The 15178-nt window shown below is 63.8% G+C and carries 16 protein-coding genes; 10 read left to right on the top strand and 6 right to left on the bottom strand.

What is annotated here, in order from left to right:
• Positions 1-700: 700 nt before the first annotated feature.
• Entirely contained in the window at positions 701-1804 is a 1104-nt protein-coding gene (ychF, locus tag HMA55_RS06360; protein WP_181192233.1) for a redox-regulated ATPase YchF, read from the bottom strand.
• Between the two features lie 93 nt (positions 1805-1897).
• Between ychF and HMA55_RS06355 the strand changes: the two genes are divergently transcribed.
• Genes HMA55_RS06355 through HMA55_RS06345 form a run of 3 tightly spaced genes read left to right on the top strand, consistent with a single transcriptional unit; the run spans position 1898 to position 5029 of the window.
• On the top strand, positions 1898-3289 hold the full coding sequence (locus HMA55_RS06355) for an AI-2E family transporter (RefSeq protein WP_257802416.1): 1392 nt from the start codon (positions 1898-1900) through the stop codon (positions 3287-3289).
• A 31-nt stretch (positions 3290-3320) separates the two neighbouring features.
• Positions 3321-4370, top strand: coding sequence for a DNA recombination protein RmuC (locus HMA55_RS06350; RefSeq protein WP_181192232.1), 1050 nt, complete (start codon positions 3321-3323; stop codon positions 4368-4370).
• Positions 4371-4381: 11 nt separating this feature from the next.
• Complete coding sequence (locus HMA55_RS06345) at positions 4382-5029, top strand: DUF6542 domain-containing protein (RefSeq protein ID WP_181192231.1); 648 nt, start codon at positions 4382-4384, stop codon at positions 5027-5029.
• Here HMA55_RS06345 and HMA55_RS06340 read toward each other — a convergent pair whose 3' ends face one another.
• Positions 5030-6007, bottom strand: coding sequence for a 4-hydroxy-3-methylbut-2-enyl diphosphate reductase (locus tag HMA55_RS06340; protein ID WP_181192230.1), 978 nt, complete (start codon positions 6005-6007; stop codon positions 5030-5032).
• Positions 6008-6109: 102 nt separating this feature from the next.
• Here HMA55_RS06340 and xseA point away from each other — a divergent pair, with 102 nt between their 5' ends.
• Together xseA and HMA55_RS06330 are read left to right on the top strand one after the other, a co-directional pair.
• Positions 6110-7375: an exodeoxyribonuclease VII large subunit gene (xseA, locus tag HMA55_RS06335; RefSeq protein ID WP_181192229.1), complete on the top strand. Its 1266-nt coding sequence runs from the start codon at positions 6110-6112 to the stop codon at positions 7373-7375.
• Between the two features lie 12 nt (positions 7376-7387).
• The gene (locus tag HMA55_RS06330; RefSeq protein WP_181192228.1) at positions 7388-7672 is read left to right on the top strand and encodes an exodeoxyribonuclease VII small subunit; all 285 of its coding nucleotides are present in this window, start codon (positions 7388-7390) and stop codon (positions 7670-7672) included.
• On the opposite strand, the gene HMA55_RS06325 is transcribed toward HMA55_RS06330, so the two are convergent.
• Entirely contained in the window at positions 7641-8219 is a 579-nt protein-coding gene (locus tag HMA55_RS06325) for a DUF4245 domain-containing protein (RefSeq protein ID WP_181192227.1), read from the bottom strand. The genes HMA55_RS06330 and HMA55_RS06325 overlap by 32 nt on opposite strands.
• 119 nt (positions 8220-8338) lie before the next feature.
• On the opposite strand from HMA55_RS06325, the gene glpX reads away from it, so the two are divergent.
• Positions 8339-9349: a class II fructose-bisphosphatase gene (gene glpX, locus HMA55_RS06320; RefSeq protein WP_181192226.1), complete on the top strand. Its 1011-nt coding sequence runs from the start codon at positions 8339-8341 to the stop codon at positions 9347-9349.
• A gap of 3 nt (positions 9350-9352) precedes the next feature.
• Here glpX and HMA55_RS06315 read toward each other — a convergent pair whose 3' ends face one another.
• Together HMA55_RS06315 and HMA55_RS06310 are read right to left on the bottom strand one after the other, a co-directional pair.
• The gene (locus HMA55_RS06315; RefSeq protein WP_181192225.1) at positions 9353-9634 is read right to left on the bottom strand and encodes a CPBP family glutamic-type intramembrane protease; all 282 of its coding nucleotides are present in this window, start codon (positions 9632-9634) and stop codon (positions 9353-9355) included.
• 19 nt (positions 9635-9653) lie between these two features.
• On the bottom strand, positions 9654-10346 hold the full coding sequence (locus tag HMA55_RS06310) for a CPBP family intramembrane glutamic endopeptidase (RefSeq protein ID WP_181192224.1): 693 nt from the start codon (positions 10344-10346) through the stop codon (positions 9654-9656).
• 103 nt (positions 10347-10449) lie between these two features.
• On the opposite strand from HMA55_RS06310, the gene HMA55_RS06305 reads away from it, so the two are divergent.
• Genes HMA55_RS06305 through HMA55_RS06290 form a run of 4 tightly spaced genes read left to right on the top strand, consistent with a single transcriptional unit; the run spans position 10450 to position 14600 of the window.
• Positions 10450-11850, top strand: coding sequence for a class II fumarate hydratase (locus HMA55_RS06305; protein WP_181192223.1), 1401 nt, complete (start codon positions 10450-10452; stop codon positions 11848-11850).
• Between the two features lie 54 nt (positions 11851-11904).
• Entirely contained in the window at positions 11905-12408 is a 504-nt protein-coding gene (locus HMA55_RS06300; protein ID WP_181192222.1) for a hypothetical protein, read from the top strand.
• Positions 12409-12435: 27 nt separating this feature from the next.
• Complete coding sequence (locus tag HMA55_RS06295) at positions 12436-13044, top strand: TetR/AcrR family transcriptional regulator (RefSeq protein ID WP_181192221.1); 609 nt, start codon at positions 12436-12438, stop codon at positions 13042-13044.
• Positions 13038-14600 (top strand): MDR family MFS transporter, encoded by a 1563-nt coding sequence (locus tag HMA55_RS06290; protein WP_181192220.1) that lies wholly within the window; start codon positions 13038-13040, stop codon positions 14598-14600. The genes HMA55_RS06295 and HMA55_RS06290 overlap by 7 nt, the downstream gene beginning before the upstream one ends.
• Here HMA55_RS06290 and HMA55_RS06285 read toward each other — a convergent pair.
• A complete protein-coding gene (locus HMA55_RS06285) occupies positions 14597-15127 on the bottom strand; it encodes a GNAT family N-acetyltransferase (RefSeq protein WP_181192219.1) in 531 nt (176 codons plus the stop codon). The two genes, HMA55_RS06290 and HMA55_RS06285, sit on opposite strands and share 4 nt — an antisense overlap.
• Positions 15128-15178 lie beyond the last annotated feature (51 nt).

Genomic DNA, 15178 nt, shown 5'->3' with positions numbered 1-15178 from the left:
CACGTCGTCACTGCTCATGACTCTGCCTCCTCAGCTGGATCGACCTCTACCCAATGACGCGGGTTCCGCGTGCACTCAAGCACAGGGAGACGCTCCGTCACCTCGCGTCGTTTGCGCCCATTCGCATCAATGTGATCAATCCACTTTGTCGGCTTGTTGTAATACCGCATCTTGCCACCACACAGAGGACACTTTCCAGCGCGGATTTTCTCAATCGTTATACGACGACCTGAACCGCTCACCGCCCACCCAAACTTCAACGGTACGCGCAGCTGGCCCTTAGTCAAACGGCGGAGGTAAAAGATCAGAGTCAGAACTAGAACCAGAACCAGAAAGGCGACCAACCACGCGATGTTGGGACTGCCCGGATCACCCTCGGGCTCTGAAGTGAACAGTCCTAGAACCGGCTGAAGAAGCTTCCAGAGTGGGAACAAGCTCATTAATCCGATGATCACTCCTGCCCAGGAAAGTAGCCCCTGAGTGAAGGGGCTCCGCCATTTCGAGACAGCCTCGTATGTTGCCAACGGTGGAGCTTCCGGCGGCGGATTAACCACTACATCGCGCCCCGCTTGGTACAAGCCACCGTGGACATCTTCGCCTCCAGTACTCGCAGTGTTGCCCGACCCGCCAGGCGCGGGAGCGCCGCACTCGCCGCAGAATTTCTTCTGTGGCTCCAGCGGGTGGCCGCAGGAACCGCACTTCATCTCTTCGCCCCAGAGGTTAATCCTGTCTTGAACTCGACGACGTCGCCGTCGACCATGACGTAGTCCTTGCCCTCCTGGCGCACCTTGCCGTGGGCGCGGGCCTCGGCCATGGAGCCGAGCTCGTTGAGGTCGTCGAACGCGACGATCTCGGCCTTGATAAAGCCCTTTTCAAAGTCGGAGTGGATCACGCCGGCGGCCTTCGGGGCGGTGTCGCCTTTGCGGATCGTCCAGGCGCGGGCCTCCTTCGGACCTGCGGTGAGGTAGGTCTGCAGGCCGAGGGTGTCGAAGCCGGCCTTGGCCAGGGTCTGCAGGCCCGGCTCGTCCTGCCCGACTGCGGCGAGCAACTCGGCGGCGTCCTCGTCGTCAAGCTCGAGCAGCTCAGTCTCGGTCTGCGCATCCAGGAACACAGCCTCCGCTGGTGCGACAAGCTCGCGCAGCTCCTGCTTTTTCGCGTCGTCGGTGAGCACGTCTTCGTCGGAGTTGAACACGTAGAGGAACGGCTTTGCCGTCATCAGGTGTAAATGGTGCAGCAGCGCGAGGTCCACGTCCCCGCTCTTCGCGGCGGCGAACAGGGTGCGGCCGTCCTCGAGGATGGCCTGCGCCTTCTTGGCCTCCTCGGCCTGGGCAGCGACGTCCTTGTCCTTGCGGCCGTCCTTTTCCAGGCGCGGCAACGCCTTCTCAATGGTCTGCAGGTCGGCGAGGATCAGTTCGGTATTGATGACCTCGATGTCCGAGGAAGGGTCCACCTTACCGTCGACGTGGATGACGTTGTCGTCGCTAAACGCGCGAACGACCTGGCAGATCGCATCCGCCTCGCGGATGTTGGCCAGAAACGCGTTGCCCATGCCTTCGCCCTCGGATGCGCCTTTGACAATGCCGGCGATGTCCACGAAGGACACGGTGGCGGGCAACACCCGCTCGGAGTCGAAGATCTCCGCCAGGCGGTCCAGGCGCGGATCCGGCAGCTCCACAAGGCCCACGTTGGGCTCGATGGTGGCGAACGGGTAGTTCGCGGCAAGCACCTCATTGCGCGTCAGGGCGTTGAACAGGGTGGACTTGCCAACGTTGGGCAGACCGACAATTCCAAGAGTAAGGCTCACGGCGAGACATCCTAGCGGACGCTTCGGCCAAGGTCGGAGGGGGCCGTGAGGTGGCCGTCGCAAAGCACTGTGTGATGGTGCACAATAGTGCGCGTGAGCGAACCGATCCAGCCAGCTGCAGCGCCGAAAGACCGTGTGGACCGCAACATCGTCTTCAACGATTGGCTCGCCTCGACGGCGAAGTTTGCGCTCCGCATACTTGTTATCGCTGTTTTTCTGTACGCGGTGGGCCAGCTGATCGGCACGTTCTGGTCGGGGATTTTGCCGGTCGTGCTCGCCCTCATTGTGTGCACAGTGCTCGCTCCGGTCGCGGCTGCCATGCGGCGCTTCAAGGTCCCCGCAGGCTTGGCCGCCCTGCTGACCATGCTGTTGTTTTTCGGTGTGCTGGCGGCGTTGGGGATGATCATCGCTCCAGACCTGGTGGGCCAGTCACGCCTGCTCTACATCCAGGCGCTGGAAGGTGTGCAACGCCTGCAGCTATGGGCGCAGGGCCCGCCGCTCAACCTGGACCCCGAGAGCCTGAACGAGGGCGTCGACGAAATCACGCAGTGGGTGCAAAACCAAGCAGGGGCGATCGCAGGCGGCGTCTTCTCCGGCATCAACACTGCCGCGGGCTTATCAGTGACGTTGATGGTGCTGTTCGTCCTCACATTCTTCTTCCTGAAAGACGGCCACCGTTTCTTGCCGTGGCTGCGCAGTGCAACCGGCGGACGCACCGGCCTTTACCTCACTGAGCTCCTAACCCGCGCCTGGAACACCCTATCCGGCTTCATTCGCGCGCAGGCGGTCTGCTCGCTCATCGACGCGATTGTGATCGGCACAGGCATCGCCATCGTCGGCGTGCCCATGGCGTTTACGCTGGCGCTGATCACCTTCGTGGCGGGGTTCATTCCCATTGTCGGTGCTGTTGTTGCCGGCGCGTTGGCGGTGCTAATTGCCCTGGTAACCCTCGGTTTCACGAAGGCGCTGATCGTGTTGGGCATCGTGCTAGCCACCCAGCAGCTCGAAGGTAACGTGGTCTCTCCCCTGCTGCAGTCCCGCGCCATGAACCTCCACCCCGTGATTGTGCTCGTCTCTGTCACCGTCGGCGGCGCTTTGTTCGGGCTTATCGGCGGCTTCCTCGCGGTGCCGGTAGCCGCAATGATCGCTGTGGTCTACCGTTACTCGCTCGAGGTTTTGCGTATCAACGCAGGTGAGATTGGCGCAGCAGACATCGAATTCGCCACCCACGAGGGCCAAATCATCGCCGAGATCATTGAAGATGAGTCGGTGCACAAGCGCCAAGAGTGGCGCGGGGAGCGCGAGTGGGTCAAAGCCCCGGCACCCGAGGACGAGCCGGAGGGCGGCCATCCGGAGCGCTTCGGCACAACGAGCTTAAAAAAGCTGCGCGTTTCCGGCGGGCGCATCGCACGCCTGCGAGATAGGCAGGCTGGTAGTCACACCACAACCCGGGATACCGAACATACGAGCGAACCTGAACGCTAGCGTGTCAGGCCGGTGTGGTTGACTGCCAGCCATGTCCACCGCCACCGTCGTTCTCATCCTTACCACCGGCCTGCTCGCGGGCTTCATCGCCGGAGCGTTCTTCGGGGCTGCCTGGCTGCGGCGCACAACCCCGCAGCCTGCTCCCCCGCAGGATTTGCGCCCCGTTGCCCGCGCGCTCAAAGACATGCGAGAGCAGCTGGATGCCATGGACAAGCAACAGGCCGTCTCCGCGTCCTCGCTGGCGGGTCAGGTGCAGGCCATCGGCCGGACGTCGGCGCGGCTGGGCGATCGCACCGATCAGCTCATCACCGCCCTACGCTCCCCACAAACCCGCGGCCGCTGGGGCGAAATGCAGCTTGAACGGGTGGTCGAGCTCGGTGGAATGCTCCAGCACGTCGACTTCGACACCCAGGCGCACATGCGTATCGACGGCGCAAGCGTCCGCCCCGACATGGTCATCCGTCTCGCCGAAGGCCGCAACATCGTGGTCGATGCGAAAGTGCCTTTCCAGTCCTACCTCGACGCGCTCGGCACAGAGGACCCGGAAGAGCGCCAAGCGTTCATGCGCCGCCACGCGCACCTCGTGCGCGCACACGTGGACACACTGTCTGCAAAGGCGTACATCGACGCCTTTCAGTCCACACCGGAGTTCGTGGTGCTGTTCGTGCCAGCGGATCCGTTCCTGGATGCGGCGTTGGAGATTGATCCGGAACTGCTCGAGTACGCCTTCGCCCGCGACGTGGTCATCGCGACCCCCACAACGCTTTTCGCCCTGCTGCGCACCGTGGCGCTCGGGTGGCGGCAGGCCTCGCTCGACGAGGCCGCGCGGGAGATCCAACGCCTCGGCTCCCAACTGCACCAGCGCCTATCAACCATGGCGGAGCATTACAACAGGGTGGGTGCGTCCTTAGACAAAGCGGTGGAGGCCTATAACGCCACGTTGGCGTCGATGGATTCCCGCGTCATGGTCACCGCTCGCAGGCTGGAAGAGGCGCAGGTGCCGTCCCGGCGAGGCACCGCACCTCAGCTGAAGCCTGTCTCCACGCGTGCCCGCCACGCTGCCGAAGACGCCGACGGGTAAACTCTGCTGGCGTGTCGCATGTCTCGAGCCGCAATTCCCCATCCCCCGCCGCAACGTTTGCCGGGTTGCCCACGGGAACTGGCATCGGCATCATTTTTGCGGCACTGTTCACCGGCGTGCTCCTTTCCCTCTCCACGGCAGCCATCGGTTGGCCGTTTCTCGCCCTCTACGCAATCGCCGTCATCGTGGTGGCCACGCTGGTAAACCCGAAGGGCCTGTTTCTCAATGTGGCCAGCGCACCGCTCCTCTTCGTGGCTGCCGTTATCGTGGCCGGCTGGGTGATGTCGCGAGCCGAGATCGCGGCTGGGGGCGCATCCGGAAAGGCGGCCCTGCTGCTGGTGTTTTACCCGGTGACCGAGTTGTTTCCGGTACTTTTCGCAGTGACGGCGGGCTCCGTCCTCATCGCCGTCGTGCGTATCCGCCTGATCAAGCGGCATAACGCGCAGCTGCTGCGCTACGAAACCGCCGAGCGGACCAGGGTGCAGCAGAGCAACCGCCGCACCAATTCCGAGGGCCGGCGCGCCCGCGAGCGCGCGAAAGCAGTGCCCGTCCAAGAATTGCTCCGCCGCGCGGATTCGGAGCGCAACGCGAAACGGTCCCCGCGAACCGGCTCCTCTAAAATCACGGACCGGCTCGGCGAGGACCTATATAAGGGCTAGTTACCCTCCTGCCACCGCCGGGTTCTCACGGCGCGGCAACCGAAGGTCGCGCGGTAGAGCAAACGTGATGGTCTCCACGGTGGTGGCCACTTCCTCGCTATCCGTGTAGCCGCGGCGCGCGAGTTCCTCCACCAGCTCTTTCACCAGAATCTCCGGGACGGAAGCGCCGGAGGTTACCCCTACTGTGTTCACGCCCTCGAACCATGCGTCCTCGATCTGGGACGCATAGTCCACCAAATACGACGCCCTCGCACCTGCCTCCAAGGCAACCTCTACCAGGCGCCGCGAGTTCGAGGAGTTTTGGGAGCCGACCACGATAACCAGCTCACACTTCGGCGCTATCTCCTTTACTGCCGCTTGACGGTTCTGGGTGGCGTAGCAGATGTCGTCGCTCGGCGGGTTCTCCAAGTTCGGGTAGCGCTCGTGGAGCTTGTCCACAATCACCATGGTCTCGTCCACGGAGAGGGTGGTCTGGGAAAGCCACACAAGTTTCTGGTCGTCCGGGAAGTCTGGGAGGCGGTCTACGCTGTCCACACCGTCCACGAGATGGGTGATCTCGGGCGCCTCACCGGCGGTTCCTTCCACCTCCTCGTGGCCCTCATGCCCGACAAGAAGGATGTGATAGCCGTCGCGGGCGAAACGCTTCGCCTCGTTGTGCACCTTGGTCACCAGCGGGCAGGACGCGTCCAGAGTCAGCAGGTTGCGGTCCTTGGCGGACTCCCGCACAGCCGGCGAAACACCGTGGGCGGAAAACACAAGGTGCGCACCCTCGGGTACCTCATCGGTTTCGTCGACGAAGATCACTCCGCGTTCTTGCAGCGTCTCCACCACGTACTTGTTGTGCACGATTTCTTTGCGCACATACACGGGCGCACCGTATTTCTCCAGGGCCTTCTCTACTGTCTCCACCGCACGGTCAACGCCAGCACAGTAGCCGCGGGGGGATGCGAGGAGGACTTTTTTACCCTGATCAGTCATGGAACCAACACTAACTAATCAACGTCGAAAACAGTAGGCGGGCGATGTCGGCTCGCCGGGTAACCTTGCACTCGCCAGATGGGTTGAAGAAAGGAGCACGCGGTGGCAGAAACGTCGGATCCGCACAACGCGCCGTCGAAAAGTTCGCCGGAGACGCCGTGGTCGGTATCTAAGCTCAACACCTCGGTGAAGGGCTGGATCGAGCGGCTCGGCTGGCTCTGGATCGAGGGGCAGCTCACCCAGGTCAACACCAAGCCCACGTGGCGGTTTTCCTACCTCACGCTGCGCGACACCCAGGAGCAAGCCAGCGTTCAACTCACCGCCGACACCTCGCTGCTTACCGGGATGCAGGTGCCGCTCAATGACGGCGACCGCGTCGTCGTCTTCGGCAAGCCTTCGTTCTATCCGGGCCGCGGCACGTTTTCCATGCGGGTCACCGAGATCCGGCACGTGGGTGCGGGCGAGTTGCTGGCCCGCATCGAGGCGCTGCGCAAGCAGCTCGCCGCTGAAGGGCTGTTCGATCCCGCTCTGAAGAAGCCGCTGCCGTACCTCCCCACCAAGGTCGGGTTGATTACCGGCCGCGGCTCCGCCGCCGAGCGCGACGTGGTCACCGTGGCGCAGGGGCGCTGGCCGGAGGTGCGGTTCGAGATCATCAACACTCCGGTTCAGGGGCCAACCACCGTCCCCGCGGTCATTGAGGCGCTTGAGACGCTGGATGCGGACCCGGATGTGGACGTGATCATCGTCGCCCGCGGCGGCGGCTCGGTGGAGGATCTGCTGCCCTTTTCCGAGGAAGCGCTGCAACGCGCCGTCGCGAAGGTGCAGACCCCTGTCATCTCCGCGATCGGCCACGAGCCGGACAACCCGGTACTGGACAACGTCGCCGATGTCCGCGCCGCCACCCCGACCGACGCCGCGAAACGCGCCGTTCCGGACGTTGCGCAGGAGCGTTTGCTTATCGACGAAGCGCGGGCCCGCATGGCCGCCGCCCTGCGTGGCTGGGTCCGTCGAGAGCGGGACGCCCTTGCGTCTGTGCGCACGCGCCCCTCGCTCGCGGACCCGATGACGGCGATCACCCGCCGGCGCGACGAAATCGAGCGCGCGGCATTGCTCATCCGCCGCGACATGACCCACCTGCTGCAGCGCGAATCGCAGCACGTGCGAGGTTTGCGCGCCCAAGTGTCCGCGCTCGGCCCGTCGGCCACGCTCGCGCGAGGCTACGCCGTGGTGCAAGTGCTGCCACGCGACGGTTCCGACCCGGAGGTAGTCACCTCCATCGACCAATCCCCACCCGGATCGCAGCTGCGCATCCGCGTCGGGGACGGCTCTATCACTGCCGCCTCAATGTCCACCGCACAAGCTGATTAAGAAAGCACAATCATGACCGAAAATACCTTCGGCTCCGGCCAGGCCAACGACAACGCTTTGCCCGACCCAACGACTCTCTCCTACGAGCAGGCCCGAGACGAGCTGGTCGAAACCGTGAAGATCCTCGAGCTGGGGCAGATGAGCCTCGACGAATCCCTCAAATACTGGGAACGCGGCGAGGCGCTGGCGAAACGGTGCGAAGTGCTCCTCGACGGTGCGTCGCGCCGCGTGGAGGAGGCGATCAATGCCCGCCAGGGTGGCGAAACTACTGCCCCGGGCTCTGAATCGGAGCAGTAGCCAGCGCTGCTGAGATCAACTCCTGAAATTCGCGGTCCTCGCCCGCACCGGTGAGTACAAATCGCGAATCCCCCGCGTCCACGACCCACAGGTCGCGCACGTCTTTCTCCTCGGAGGTGTACACCTCCACGTTGCGGCCGCCGATGTCAGTTGTGCGATCAAGGGCTCGCTGCTTGCCATCCGCGCCCTCAGCGGCCTCTTGGGTGCCTACCCCGGTCTGGGTGAACTGGATAAACCCGCGGTCCGGCGTCACCCAGCCCACCACCGGGGCCGGCTGCCCGCCGAGCATCGAACGGCGGGCCGAGTTGGTGATCCATCCCTGCCGCATTTCCGGATAGCGGACGGGGAAATCAACCGCGCGCGACTCCAAGTCCAGGAAGGTCTTCGCGTCGACCTCCTGCACCGGTCCCTGTTCGGGCGCACCCGGGTTGAACGAGCACAGTCCTGTCGCACCGACGGCGAGGAGCATCAGCACGACGATAAGGACGGCATTGATGGCAATGTCTCGCCCGTCCTGGAAAATGCGGGGTTTTTTATCGCTAGCCACGCGCTTCAGTATGTCATGCGCCCCGTTTCCCCCTTAAAGGTGGGAAGAACGGACACTTCGGCAGGCGATAGTGCCACAATAGAGGGGTCTTTTTTGAATCGTTGTAGGAAGGCCTCCCCATGACCGAACAGTCCGATCTTTTCCCAGACCGCAATCTCGCTATGGAGCTGGTCCGCGTCACCGAGGCCGCCGCGCTTGCCTCCGGCCGCTGGGTCGGCCGCGGCCAGAAGAACGAAGGCGACGGTGCCGCGGTGAACGCCATGCGCAAAATGATCAACTCCGTTGAGATGGACGGCGTGATCGTCATCGGTGAGGGTGAGAAGGACGAGGCCCCGATGCTGTTCAACGGTGAGCAGGTGGGCAATGGCCGCGGCGCTGCCGTTGACCTGGCGGTGGACCCCGTCGACGGCACCCGCTTAATGGCGGAGGGTCGCCCGAACGCAATCTCCGTGATCGCGGCGGCGGACCGCGGTTCTATGTTCAACCCCCAGGACGCCTTCTACATGAACAAGATCGCCGTTGGCCCGGAGGCCGCCGGCGTTATCGACATCACTGCACCGGTCAAGGCCAACATCGAGGCCGTTGCCAAGGCGAAGGGTCTGCGCACCTCCGATGTCACGGTCGTCGTGCTGGACCGTCCACGCCACGCGCAGCTTGTGGACGACATCCGTGCCGCCGGCGCCAAAGTCCGCTTCATCATGGACGGCGACGTCGCCGGCGCCATCGCAGCGGCGCAGGACACCAGCTCCATCGACATCGCGATGGGTGTCGGCGGCACACCGGAGGGCGTCGTCACGGCGTGCGCCCTGAAGTGCCTCGGCGGCGAGATCCAGGGCATGCTCGCCCCGCAGGATGACGTCGAGCGCGAAAGGGTTCTCGCCGCCGGCCACGACCTGGACCGCGTGCTGGGCATCAACGACCTGGTCACCTCCGACAACTGCTACTTCGCCGCCACCGGTGTGACGAACGGCGACATGCTTCGCGGCGTGACCTACCGCAAGTCGGGCGCCACCACCCGCTCGCTGGTCATGCGCTCCAAGTCCGGCACCGTGCGCTTCGTGGAGTCGCAGCACCAACTGTCCAAGCTGCAGGACTACTCCGTGGTGGACTACTCGGACCCGAAGAACTAGCCGCTACGCCAACAACCCCGCGATCACGATGATCCCCACCAGGTTGTTGGCAAGGTGGGCGACGATCGAAGCCCGCAGCGACTTGCGCTGCCGCGCCACGAGCACGAACGCGATCCCGCCGAGGAATGCGTGCGCGATTCGGGCGGGCTCGATGTAGGGCGCGGCGAGCAGCGCCGCGGCCGGCTCGAGCCCGGCGGCGCGGGGAGACACCGAGAAGCTGGGCGGTGCCCCACTGGACGGCAGAAAGCCCCGACACCACAGCGAGCGCGACGGCGAAATCGACAAACCGGAACTTCTCCTGCAGCTAAAACAGCGCACCAATGACGGCCGCGCTGGCCAGCAGGTTATTCACCGCGTGCACAACGAAGCTGGACGTGATGTTGCCATGGAAGCGCGCCACAAGCGCCAGGCCAATGCCGGAGAAGAAAGTGAACACGATCGCTGGTGGCGCAATATGGGCCGCCCCGAAAATCGCTGAGGTGACCACCACGCTCGCAGCCGCTGGCATGAGCGTGTCGAAGTACTCCATGAGCACGCGGCGAAACACGATCTCCTCAATAAACGGCCCGATAAGCAGGTAGCCGGCCAATAGCACCAGCACCGGTGCGGCGCTATCTAAATCTCTGGCCAAGACTTCCCCCGTGGAACCGCCGCCAGACTCGATGCCGAACAGCGGCGCAACCAGAGCGGTCGCTGACGCAGAGCCGAGCACCACCGCTGGAGCCTGCCACAGCAGGTGCCAGCCCCGGCGCCCGAGCCGCGAGAACCCGAGCTCCAGTCCGCGGCGGCGAATGTAGCGCACGAGCATCACCGTGGGCGCCGCCAGCGCCACAAGCACAGCGCCCGGCAGCACCGTCAGCGCCACCGAGCGGGGCAGGTCAGCGCGCAGCAGAAGCAGCCCTTGACCAAGAAGCAGGACGTCCACGGACACCATCGCGGCCGCCGCCACTAGCGCGTCCCTCAAAGTGGGGGCTTTCTTGGCGTCAAGTTCGGGCATATCCGCTCCTCCGAATGTCCGATTGATGCATAATCGTCCAGTGGACAGGCACGCGAGCACCTTACCGTGCGCGACGTGCACGCGACAGTAGCAAAGGACAATCATGGCTGATCAGGAATACCGCATCGAACATGACACGATGGGCGAGGTCAAGGTGCCCGTCGACGCGCTCTGGCGTGCCCAGACCCAGCGCGCGGTAGAGAACTTCCCAATCTCCGGCCGCGGCCTGGAAGCCCAGCAGATTCGTGCACTCGGCCTACTCAAGGCAGCCTGCGCGCAGGTGAACAAGGACCTGGGCAACCTGGACGCTGAGAAGGCTGATGCGATCATCGCCGCGGCGAAGGAGATCGCGGACGGCCAGCACAACGACCAGTTCCCGATCGACGTCTTCCAGACCGGTTCCGGAACCTCCTCCAACATGAACACCAACGAGGTCATCGCCTCCATTGCGAAGGCAAACGGCGTCGAGGTCCACCCGAACGACCACGTGAACATGGGCCAGTCCTCCAACGACACCTTCCCCACCGCGACGCACGTCGCCGCCACCGAGGCCGCAGCGAACGACCTCATCCCGGCGCTGAAGGTCCTCCAAGAATCGCTGGAGAAGAAGGCCAAGGAGTGGCACGAGGTGGTCAAGTCCGGCCGCACCCACCTCATGGACGCCACCCCGGTGACCCTGGGCCAGGAGTTCTCGGGCTACGCACGCCAGATTGAGTTGGGCGTCCAGCGCGTCGAGGGCACCCTGAACCGTTTGGGCGAGCTCGCTATCGGCGGCACCGCTGTGGGCACCGGCATCAACACCCCGGCCGAGTTCGGCGGCAAGGTCACCGAAGAGCTGAAGAAGCTCACCGGCGTCGAGCAGCTCTCCGAGGCCAAGAACCACTTCGAGGCACAGGCTAACCGGGACGGGCTGGTCGAGTTCTCGGGCGCAATGCGCTCCGTCGCAGTGTCCCTGTACAAAATCGCCAACGACATCCGCTTGATGGGCTCCGGCCCGCTGGCGGGCTTCGCCGAGATCCACCTGCCGGACCTTCAGCCGGGCTCCTCCATCATGCCGGGCAAGGTCAACCCGGTGCTGTGCGAGACTGCCACGCAGGTCTCCGCGCAGGTCATCGGCAATGATGCGGCAGTGGCTTTCGGTGGCACGCAGGGCCAGTTCGAGCTCAACGTGTTCATTCCGATGATGGCCCGCAACGTGCTCGAGTCCTCCCGTCTGCTGGCCAACACTGCTCGCCAGTTCGCGACCAAGCTGGTGGATGGTATCGAGCCGAACGAGGAGCGCATGCGCACCCTCGCGGAGTCCTCCCCGTCCATCGTGACGCCGCTGAACTCCGCGATCGGCTACGAAAACGCCGCGAAGATTGCCAAGCACGCGGTCAAGGAGGGCATCACCATCCGCCAGGCCACGATCGATCTGGGTTTTGTGGACGGCGAGAAGCTCACCGAGGAGGAGCTGGACAAGCGCCTCAACGTACTCTCGATGGCCAACACCGACCGCAACTAGCGCCCCGCTAGAATCAGCCCCCAGCACTGAAAACGTCGAGCTGGGGGCTTTTCCATGCCTGATTCCTTTTCCGAGCTGCGCACCGCCGGCGGCCCCAACAAACCGTGGGTAGTCGGCGGCGTGCTCGCACTGATTGTCGCCATGATTGGCGTCGCGCTCGCGGCAACCTACTGGTACGCAAACCCGCGCCCTGAGCCGTCCGATGCGGTCCCCGCGACGGTCACGGTCACGGCGCAGCCGCAATTGCCTATCGACGATCCTTCGGCCCCAACCGGCACCTACACCGGCACCCTGAACAGCCTCGAGGACGACGCGAAGGTGAAGGCTTGGCCGGCGGTGGCCACGTTCGGCGGCGGCACCGCTTCGGTGACGTATCCCCTGACCGGCTGCACGGCGTTGATCGGCGAGGGCGGGCAGTCCATACCGCTGACAAAGGGGTGCAATGAGGGTCAGGGCCGTTGGGACGTCGAGAAGCTTGAGCCCGGCATCGTGCGACTGACGTACGTGGAGGGCGAACGTGCGCTGGTAGAGGGCGATCTTTCCGCAGGCTTGCCTTAACGTGCACTGGGTGTAATATTGCACCCCGTGCAAAATGAAGGGATTCGGGAGCAGAAGCGCCGCGAGACGCGCCAGCGCATACGGGACGAGGCCGCCCGGCTTGTAGATGAGCACGGGTACGACAAGGTCACCGTCGACGACATTTGCCGCGACGCCGGCATCTCGCGGCGCACCTTCTTCAACTACGTGGACTCTAAAGATGAAGCGATCTTGGGGTCGTTCCCGTTCTCCTTCAGTGATGCATCGCTGCGCACCATCCGCGAGACCCAGAGCGACAACGTCCTCGAGCTGGTGATCCGGTCCGTCGAGGTCGTGCCCGGCAGCTTCGAAGGCCCCGCTACGGCGTGCCGGAAGCAGCTCATCGAGAACAACCCCGGACTCATGCAGGCAGAAGCAACCCGACGGCGCGGCTTCCTCACCCAGATAGGACGTGCCGTGTACTCGCACTTCGAACACTTCCCTGAAGATCGCAGACTCAGCGGTTCAATCGAGGAGGAGACACACTTCATCGTCGTGCTGTTTCAAGGGGCCGTGACCCAGTATCTGTGGCACCCGCCCGACGGCGGCGATCCCATCGCGCAACTCATCGCTAACGCCCAAGATCTTTCTAACTACGCAAAGGACATGCCATGGTAGAAACCCGCGAGATTGACTCGCCGAAGTCTCAGACCGGTGCCCCCAACGTCGGCATCGTGTTCTCCGCCCTGCTGCTCACCATGCTGATGAGCTCGCTCGGACAGATGATTTTCGCCACCGCGCTTCCCACGATCGTCGGCGAGCTCGGCGGCGTAAACCACATGAGCTGGGTGATCTCTGCCTTCCTCGTCACCATGACAATCGCTATGCCAGTGAACGGCAAACTCGGCGACATCTTGGGGCGCAAGTGGCTCTACATCACCGGCATCGGGCTGTTCGTGCTCGGCTCCACCATCGGCGGCTTCGCCAACACCATGGAACTGCTGATCATCGGCCGCGCCGTCCAGGGCCTCGGTGCCGGCGGCATGATGGTGAACTCCCAGTCCATCATCGCCGAGGTGGTCCCCGCCCGCGAGCGAGGCAAATACATGGGCGTTATGGGGGCCGTATTCGGTATCTCCTCCGTGCTCGGCCCGGTCCTCGGAGGCTGGTTCACTGACGGGCCCGGGTGGCGCTGGGCGCTGTGGATGAATATCCCGCTCGGCTTGCTAGCCATGACGGTATGCGCCGGGGTGCTGAAGCTGCGTCGCGGCTCCGCCAAGGGCATGCACTTCGACTACGTGGGCACAACACTGATGGTGGTGGCAACGACCTCCTTGATCCTCACCACCACATGGGGCGGCACCCAGTACGACTGGAGCTCCCCCACCATCATCACCACCTGCGCCATCGCGCTCATCGCTGCAGTGCTGTTCGTTGTTGTGGAACGCCGTGCGGCCAACCCACTTATCCCGATGGACCTGTTCCACAACCGCAACATGGTGCTGACCACTCTCGCGGGCACCGTGCTTGGGCTGGCAATGACCAGTGGCTTGGCGTACCTCCCCACCTACCTGCAGATGGTCCACCAGCTCACCCCGACTGAGGCCGGGCTGATGATGCTGCCGATGGTCGTCGGCATGCTGGTCACGGGCATGACCGTTGGGTTCATCATCTCCAAGACCGGCCGCTACAAGGCGTACCCGCTGGTGGGCATGCTTGTGACCACGCTTGGCTTGTACCTGTTCTCCCGCCTAGAGACGAGCACGCCACTGACCACGCTCGGCATCTACATGTTCATCTTCGGCTTCGGGCTGGGGTTGGTCATGCAGGTACTCGTCCTCATCGTGCAGAACTCGTTCCCACTTCGGCACGTGGGCACCGCGACGTCGACGAACAACTTCTTCCGCCAGATCGGTTCCGCTGTCGGTGCTTCCCTGTCTGGATCGCTGTTCATTCACAACATGCGCAGCAACCTCGAAGAGCGTTTGCCGGAAGCCTTGGCAGCCCTGGGCCCGGAAGGCGCCGAGTACGCCAAGCGATTCGGCGACGGCGCGGCGAATAGCCTCACCCCGGAGCTTGTAGCGCAGCTGCCCGCCCCCATCCAGGACGCGGTTCTCAGCAGCTACAACGACGGGCTCACCCCGGTGTTCCTGCTCATGGTGCCGCTGGCCGTCATCGCCTTCCTGCTCCTCCTGCCGGTACGCGAAGAGAAGCTAAAGGAGGAGCTGAACTAAGGCTGGCGCGACATGGGCAGGATGAGCTCGTAGATATCGCAGTCGCGCCACTGCCCCTTGCGCTCGCCGTACGCCATCTGGGCCATGTTGTGGAACGTGCCCACCTTCTCAAATCCGCGGGACCTGTGCAGGCCCGCGGATCCTTCATTTTCCGGGAAGATCCACGAGTGGATGGACCACTTGTGTAGATCGATGCAGGTCTGAATAAGGCGATCTAGCAACGCTCCGGCAATACCTCGGCCCCGAGCGTCGGGGTGGGTGTAGATCGAGTCCTCGACCACCCCATAGAACACGCTGCGTGTCGACGCTTTCGCCGCACCCACCCATCCGAGTACTTTTCCATCATCTTCCGCATCAACGGCGACGAATACCGTCTCCATGATCTTCTTTCGGGAAAACTGCTCCCACGTCTGCCCCTGGGTTTCCCACGAGGCGTTGCCGGTCTGCAGCCCCATCTCGTAGATCGCACGCACCTGCGGATAATCTTCGGGCCGAATGGGCCGGATGGAAAAGTCCGATTTTTGCATGCGCTCCATTGTCCAGATGGTCACTCGGGCACGCAACAATGTGAAAACGCC

The sequence above is a fragment of the Corynebacterium wankanglinii genome, from assembly GCF_013601005.1.
Taxonomy (GTDB): domain Bacteria; phylum Actinomycetota; class Actinomycetes; order Mycobacteriales; family Mycobacteriaceae; genus Corynebacterium; species Corynebacterium wankanglinii.
The sequence above is the reverse complement of the archived record's forward strand: the minus strand, read 5'-3'. Positions and strand labels throughout refer to the sequence as shown.